The sequence below is a fragment of the Streptomyces torulosus genome (genome assembly GCF_001419765.1).
GTDB lineage: Bacteria > Actinomycetota > Actinomycetes > Streptomycetales > Streptomycetaceae > Streptomyces > Streptomyces torulosus.
This window is the reverse complement of record NZ_LIRK01000272.1, coordinates 42,991-50,081: the sequence shown is the minus strand read 5'-3', so window position 1 is coordinate 50,081 and position 7,091 is coordinate 42,991. Positions and strand designations below refer to the sequence as shown.

The window sequence follows — 7,091 nt, the reverse complement described above, 5'->3', positions numbered from 1 at the left end:
GACGAACGACACGGCCCCCGCCCCCTCACCCCTCCTTCAGCCACTCCCGCAGCTCGTCCCTCAGCGAGCGCTGGAACGTCGTCAGCAGGGCCTGCACGACCAGGGGCTGCATATGGGCCGAGAGGGACTTCACCGCCTGCGGGTCCCGCTCGGCCACCGCGTCGCGGAAGAGACCGGACAGCTCGTGGGCGGCCGCCCGGGCGTGCTCGATCAGGACGTTCCGCGCGGCGAGGATCGACTCCTGGGACAGGGGCACGTCGAGGAGTTCCGCGCCCAGCCGCAGCAGACCGGGGTCCACCCGGAACCGGTCCCCGTCCCGTTCGACCAGGCCCATCGCCGTGAGCCGCTCCACGTCGTCCTCGTCCAGGGGCCGCCCGGCCCGCGGCTCCAGCTCCTCCCGTGTCACCGTCTCCACCGCGTTCGGCGCCCAGGAGGCCACGACGGCCCGCTGGAGCGCGAGATCGCGCGGCGACAGATCCGGCGGCAGCTGCCGCAGATACCGTTCGATGGCGGCCAGGGTCATGCCCTGCCGCTGGAGTTCCTCGATCAGCGCGAGTCGGGCCAGATGGCCGCGCCCGTACCGGCCGACCCGACGCGGACCGATCACCGGCGGCGGCAGCAGACCCTTGGTGCTGTAGAAGCGGACCGTGCGCACCGTCACGCCGGCCCGCGCGGCCAGCTCGTCCACGGTCAGGACCCCCTCCTCGGTGTCCTCGGCCGCGTCGGCGCCTTCCCCGGTCTCGGTCGTCATGCACAGCAGTATTGCTGTCCCACCAGTGCTGTGAAACCTTCAACAGCTGCTCAGGGCGATTGTCAGTGGTGGCCCGTACGGTGGGGGCCATGTCGGGGATCACGTACGTCAGGGGGGACGCCACCGTGCCGCTGGGCAAGGGCGTCAAGGTCATCGCCCACGTCAGCAATGACCTCGGCGGCTGGGGCAAGGGCTTCGTCCTCGCCGTGTCCCGCCGCTGGCCGGAACCGGAGGCGGCCTACCGCGCCTGGCACCGCGACCGCGCGCACAACGACTTCGGGCTCGGCGCGGCCCAGTTCGTCCAGGTCGGCCCGTACACCTGGGTGGCCAACCTGATCGGCCAGCGCGGTATCCGTACGGGCAGCAAGGGCGTCCCCGTCCGCTACGAGGCCATCGACGCGGCCCTCGCCCTGCTCGCCGACAAGGCCCTGGAGCTCGGGGCCTCCGTCCACATGCCGCGCATCGGCTGCGGTCTCGCCGGCGGCACATGGTCGCGGGTGGAGCCCCTGATCACCGAGCGGCTCGTGCGGCGGGGGATAGCGGTGACGGTGTACGACCACGGGGACTGACGGCCCGGCGGCGTGCCGGGCCGAGCGGCGGCCGCCCGGGTGAACCGTCGTCGATTATCGGTCAACTCTGGCGCAGACGTGCGACGCGTCGCGCGTGTGAACGGGTAAGCCACCGGTATGAAACTTCTTCCGGTGGACATCGGTCCGTTGAACCCCCCGGTCGCGGAACTCGTCGTCGCGGCGGTGCTGTTCGCGCTGGTGTTCCTCTTCTTCGTCCGGCTGGCACCCCGGGTGCAGCGCGTGCTGGCGGAGCGGGAAGCGGTCACCGACGGGGTGGAGGCGCGGGCCGAGGCGGTACGGCGGGAGGCGGAGGTCAAGCGGGCGGAGGTGGCCGCGACCCTGGCCGAGGCCCGCCACGAGGCCGCCCGCATCCGCCAGCGCGCCTTCGAGGAGGGCACCACCCTGGTCGCCGAGGCCCGCACGGAAGCCCAGCGCGAGTACGCCACCATCCTCACCGAGGGCCAGGTCCGCATCGCCTCCGACCGCGCCGCCGCCGAGGCCGAACTCCGCGTCTATGTCTCGGAGTTGGCCTCGAACCTGGCGAGCAAGGTCCTGGGTGAACGGATCGAGGCCGAGGCCCGGCCACGCCGGTAGGAGCGGGGGCGTGGCCCCCAGCTCCTCCTCCAACGGCGGCGAGGAAGGCGCGCTCGGCCACGACGGGCCCGCCGCCACGCGGCAGCAGGCCCGATCCCTAGCGACCGGCTCCGCGCCCGTGCCCGCCCTCAGCCCCGTGCCCGCTCTCGTGCACGGAGTTCGTCGCCGCGATCTTCTTCCAGGACTTCGGCGCCTTCACCACCCCGTCCCCCCGCGCGGCGACCCCTGCCCGCTCGGCCGCCGCGGCACCCGGCTTCGTCGGCTGGTACAGCCACGTGTCGAACAGCGCGTCCAGCCGCCGCCCCGACACCTCCTCCGCGTACGCGACGAAGTCGCCCACCGTCGCATTGCCGTACGCGTACCTCGCCGGCCACCCCTTCAGGATCTCGAAGAACGCCGTGTCACCGATCTCGTTGCGCAGCGCCTGCAACGCCAGGGCGCCCCGGTCGTACACGGCGATGTGGAACTGGTTCTCCGGCCCCGGGTCGCCCGGCCTGACCGTCCAGAAGGGATCGTCGGCCGCGCGGGAGGCGTACACATGGTCGGCGATCTCCTGCGCCGTGCCCTCGTTCTCGTGCTCGGACCACAGCCACTGCGCGTACCGGGCGAAGCCCTCGTTGATCCAGATGTCCTTCCACCCGGCGACGGAGACGAGGTCGCCGTACCACTGGTGGGCCAGCTCGTGCACGACCACCGACACGTTCGACCCGCTCGCGAACTGGCGGGGACTGTAGAACGGGCGGGTCTGTGTCTCCAGGGCGTACCCCACCTGCGGGGTGTTGGGCACGTATCCGCCGAGGGCGTTGTACGGATACGGCCCGAAGTACTCGGTCAGCCAGGCCGCGACCTCGCCGGTCCGCTCGACGCTCGCGCGGGCCGCGCCGCCGTCGTCGCCGAGGTCCTTGCTGTAGGCGTTGACGACAGGGATGCCGTTCTCGGTCCGTCCGGTCGTGATGTCGAACTTCCCGACGGCGAGCGTGGCGAGATACGTGGCCTGGGGCTTGTTGGAGCGCCAGTTGTAGCGGGTCCATCCCGCGCGGGACGAGGTCGACTGGAGCGTGCCGTTGGAGAGGGCCTGGGTGCCGTCCGGGACGAGGACCGACACGTCGTAAGTGGCCTTGTCGAGCGGGTGGTCGTTGCTGGGGAACCACCACCAGGCCGCCTCGGGCTCGCCCGCCGCGACTCCGCCGTCCGGGGTGCGGAGCCAGCTGGTGAAGCCGTACGCCTCCTCGGCGGACGGCACCCCGGCGTAGCGCACCACGACGGTGACCTCCGTGCCCTTGGGCAGCGGGTTCCTCGGCGTGATCTCCAGCTCGTGCTCGCCGGAGGTGGTGAAGGCAGCCTTGGTGCCGTTGACCCGTACCTCGCTCACGTCGAGGAGGAAGTCCAGGTTGAGGCGGGACAGGTTCTCGGTGGTCCGGGCCAGCAGGGTCGCCGTACCCTCCAACCGGTCCGTCCCCGGCTGGTACTTGAGCCGGAGGTCGTAGTGGGAGACGTCGTATCCGCCGTTGCCGTAGGCCGGGTAGTAGGGGTCGCCGATCCCCGGCGCACCGGGCTCGTAGGAGGCCGCCGATGCCGGGATCGCCAGCAAGAGGGAGGCCACGAACGCGCCCGGGGCGATGAGGCTGCGGTGCACGAATCACTCCAAGTCGTCGGTGAACGGTGCCGCTTGTCTGTGCGGAGCCTATTGAGTCCCTGTGCGCCCAGCCGTGTCCATGGCCACCGCTGTCACACGATCGCCATTCGGCCGACATGAGTCACCCCCCTTGACGCTCCTTTCAAGCCAACACCGTGGCCGATCTCCCGCGCGCACCAATGGGCCCTCTTTTGAACGAGAGTTGACAGCAGTACCGTCCGGCGCATGCCGATATCTGCGCGACGCACCCCCCTTTCGACCTGGAGATCTCTCGCCACGGTCGCCACGTCCGCCGCCCTGATGGCCACCTTCGTCACCCCGGCGGTCGCCGACAGCGCGACGCCGCGGAAGAGCCGGCCCGTCTACGCGTACGACAAGGCCATCCGCGAGGCTGTCTGGGTGGACACCGGACTCGACGGCGACCGCGACGGAAGGAACGACCGCGTCGCCGTCGACATCGTCCGCCCGAGTGAACCCGCCCAGCGGGGCCGGAAGATCCCCGTGATCATGGATGCCAGCCCCTACTACTCGTGCTGTGGACGCGGCAACGAGAGCCAGCGCAAGACGTACGACGCGAACGGCGACGTCGTCCAGATGCCGCTGTTCTACGACAACTACTTCGTGCCCCGCGGCTACGCCTTCGTCGCCGTCGACCTCGCCGGGACCAACCGCTCCGACGGCTGCGTGGACGTCGGCGGCCGCTCCGACATCCAGTCCGCCAAGGCGGTCGTCGACTGGCTGAACGGCCGCGGAAAGGCGTACACCACCCGCACGGGTTCCACGAGGGCCAAGGCCGGCTGGACCAACGGCAGAACCGGCATGATCGGCAAGAGCTACGACGGCACCATCGCCAACGGGGTCGCCGCGACCGGCGTCGAGGGCCTGGAGACCATCGTCCCGATCGGGGCCATCTCCTCCTGGTACGACTACTACTTCGCCAAGGGCGCCCCCCTCTACAGTTCCGGCCCCGACTGGCTGTCCGACGCCGTCGAGAGCCCCGAGGCCCGCGCCAAGTGCGCCCACGTCCAGCAGGCGCTCGTGGACGGCGCCCCGCGCACCGGTGACTGGACGCGGCTGTGGACCGACCGCGACTACGTCAAGGACGTCCGCAAGATCGACGCCAGCGTCTTCGTCATCCACGGCCGGCAGGACCTCAACGTCCGCCCCAAGCACTTCGGTCAGTGGTGGGACGCCCTCGCGAAGCACGGCGTCGAGCGCAAGATCTGGCTCTCCCAGACCGGCCACGTCGACCCCTTCGACTTCCGCCGCGCCGCCTGGGTCGACACCCTGCACCGCTGGTTCGACCACGAACTCCTCGGCTACGACAACGGCATCGACGACGAACCCATGGCCGACATCGAGCGCCACCCCGACCAGTGGGTGACGACGAAGACCTGGCCGCCGCGCACGACGAAGTCCACGACCCTCCGCCCCGGCAAGGGCGCCCAGGCCGGCCTCGGCACCCTCGGTCTGCGCAGGCGGTCCGGCACCGAGACCTTCACCGACAACCCCACCCTGAACGAGACCGACTGGGCGGCGCACATCGGCCGCTCCACCCCGGAGAAGGCGGGCTTCGTCACCGCCCCGCTCACCAAGGACCTGCGGCTGTCCGGCTCCGCCAAGGTGACCGTCACCGCCACGCCCACCACCTCGACCGCCCACCTCTCGGCGATCCTCGTGGACCTCGGTCCGGACACCATCCGCGACTACTCCACCGCCGGCGAGGGCATCACCACCCTCACCGACCGCACCTGCTGGGGCCCGAGCACCGCCGGTGACAGCTCCTGCTACCTGAAGACCCGGGCGAAGACCGCCGCCGTCGACTACACGATCTTCAGCCGCGGCTGGGCCGACCTCGGCAACCACTCCTCCGGCACCGGCTCCCCGCTCACCCCCGGCACCCCGTACACCCTCACCCTCGACCTGCACGCGAGCGACCACGTCGTCCCGGCCGGCCACCGGCTCGCCCTCATCGTCGCGGGCACCGACGAGGGCCTCATCGACCCGCCGTCGACGACGCCCACCCTGACCCTCGACCTCACGCGCACCTACGCCAAGGTGCCGCTGGTCGGCGGACCCACCGCCTTCAAGAAGGCGACCTCGGGCGCCACCCCCGCACCGAAGGGCTCCACCCCCGCACCGAAGGGCTCCGTCCTCGACGGCGTCGGCGACCCGAGCGGGCCCGCCCGCCTCCCCGGTGACGGCGCATGAGGGCGCGGAGCGCCGCGCTGATCGCCACCGCGCTCGCCGCGCCCCTGCTGTCGACCCCCGCGTACGCGGCGGACACCACGCCCCTGCCGCGCACCGGATTCGAGCAGTCGGGCGGAGCCCGGTGGACGAGCCAGCCGGAAGAGGAGGAGTTCCTCGCCGCTGTGGACCGGGCGAGCCACCGGGTGTCGGTCACCCGCGTCGGCACCACCGCGCAGGACCGCCCGCTCCACCTCGTCCGGATCGGCACCCGCCCCACCTCGCGGACGGTGCTCCTCGTGTGCAGCCAGCACGGCGACGAGCCCTCCGGCCGCGAGGCCTGCCTCACCACCGTCCGGGACCTCGCCCGGCCCGGTGACCGGCGGGCCGAGCGATTGCTGAAAACCACCACCGTGCTCGTCGTGCCCACCGCCAATCCCGACGGCAGGGCCGCCGACACCCGCGGCAACAGCGACGGCGTCGACATCAACCGCGACCATCTGGCCCTGCGGACCGCGGAGGCCAGGGCACTCGCCGCGATCGTCCGCGATCGCAAACCGGACATTGTCTACGACCTGCACGAGTACGGCGCTACACCCCCGTACTACGACAAGGACCTGTTCGACCTCTGGCCGCGCAACCTCAACACGGACACGGCCGTCCACACCGAGGCGCGCACCCTGTCCCTGGACCACGTACGGCCGGCGGCGCGGGCGGCGGGCCACTCGACCGGCACGTACGGCATCTGGACCGACCCGGTGACCGGCGAACCGATCCGGCAGGTCGCGGGCGACGGCCAGGAACGCATCCTGCGGAACATGTCCGGCGTCAAGCACTCCGTCGGCCTGCTCATCGAGAGCCGTGTCGAACCGCCGACACCTGACACTCCCGAGCCGGTCAACAACCGGCGTCGCGTGGACTCCCAACGCGCGTCCCTGAAGGGCCTGTTCGGGTTCTCGGTGGAGCGGGGCCGTCAGGTCGACGCGGCGACCCGCGCGGCCCGTCTCGCCGGCCTGCGCGACACCGGGCCGGTGTATCTCGGCGGCGCCGACAACGACCCCGCCGAACCCGCCGAGATGCTCCAGGACCCACCCTGCGGCTATCGGCTCTCCGCTCGGCAGTACGCGGAGGCCGGCGACGAGCTGGCCCTGCACGGCGTCCGCGCGCAAACCCGCGACGACGGTGTGCTCGTTCCGTTGCGCCAGCAACTGCGCGCGCTGGTTCCCCTGCTCCTGGACGAACGGGCGCCGTACCACCTGGCGGTGGGAGAACCCGACACCACCTGTTGAAGAAGAAGGGGTCGGGGTCACATGCGGTAGGGCTCGCTGGGCAGGAGTAGCTCAGTTCCAGCCAC

The 7,091-nt window shown here is 71.4% G+C and carries 6 protein-coding genes; 4 read left to right on the top strand and 2 right to left on the bottom strand.

All coding sequences use genetic code 11. The features are described from left to right. Positions 1-25: 25 nt before the first annotated feature. Entirely contained in the window at positions 26-751 is a 726-nt protein-coding gene (locus AOK23_RS19795; protein WP_055714028.1) for a MerR family transcriptional regulator, read from the bottom strand. Positions 752-840: 89 nt separating this feature from the next. On the opposite strand from AOK23_RS19795, the gene AOK23_RS19790 reads away from it, so the two are divergent. Together AOK23_RS19790 and AOK23_RS19785 are read left to right on the top strand one after the other, a co-directional pair. Next, positions 841-1,320: a macro domain-containing protein gene (locus AOK23_RS19790; RefSeq protein ID WP_055714027.1), complete on the top strand. Its 480-nt coding sequence runs from the start codon at positions 841-843 to the stop codon at positions 1,318-1,320. A 117-nt stretch (positions 1,321-1,437) separates the two neighbouring features. Beyond that, positions 1,438-1,914 (top strand): F0F1 ATP synthase subunit B family protein, encoded by a 477-nt coding sequence (locus tag AOK23_RS19785; protein ID WP_055714026.1) that lies wholly within the window; start codon positions 1,438-1,440, stop codon positions 1,912-1,914. A 97-nt stretch (positions 1,915-2,011) separates the two neighbouring features. On the opposite strand, the gene AOK23_RS19780 is transcribed toward AOK23_RS19785, so the two are convergent. Next, positions 2,012-3,550, bottom strand: coding sequence for a M1 family metallopeptidase (locus AOK23_RS19780; RefSeq protein ID WP_055714025.1), 1,539 nt, complete (start codon positions 3,548-3,550; stop codon positions 2,012-2,014). Between the two features lie 225 nt (positions 3,551-3,775). Here AOK23_RS19780 and AOK23_RS19775 point away from each other — a divergent pair, with 225 nt between their 5' ends. Together AOK23_RS19775 and AOK23_RS19770 are read left to right on the top strand one after the other, a co-directional pair. Continuing rightward, positions 3,776-5,761 carry a Xaa-Pro dipeptidyl-peptidase gene (locus AOK23_RS19775; RefSeq protein ID WP_055714024.1) on the top strand — a complete coding sequence of 662 codons (1,986 nt, stop codon included), beginning with the start codon at positions 3,776-3,778 and terminating at the stop codon, positions 5,759-5,761. Then, on the top strand, positions 5,758-7,026 hold the full coding sequence (locus tag AOK23_RS19770) for a M14 family metallopeptidase (RefSeq protein WP_055714023.1): 1,269 nt from the start codon (positions 5,758-5,760) through the stop codon (positions 7,024-7,026). The genes AOK23_RS19775 and AOK23_RS19770 overlap by 4 nt, the downstream gene beginning before the upstream one ends. Positions 7,027-7,091 lie beyond the last annotated feature (65 nt).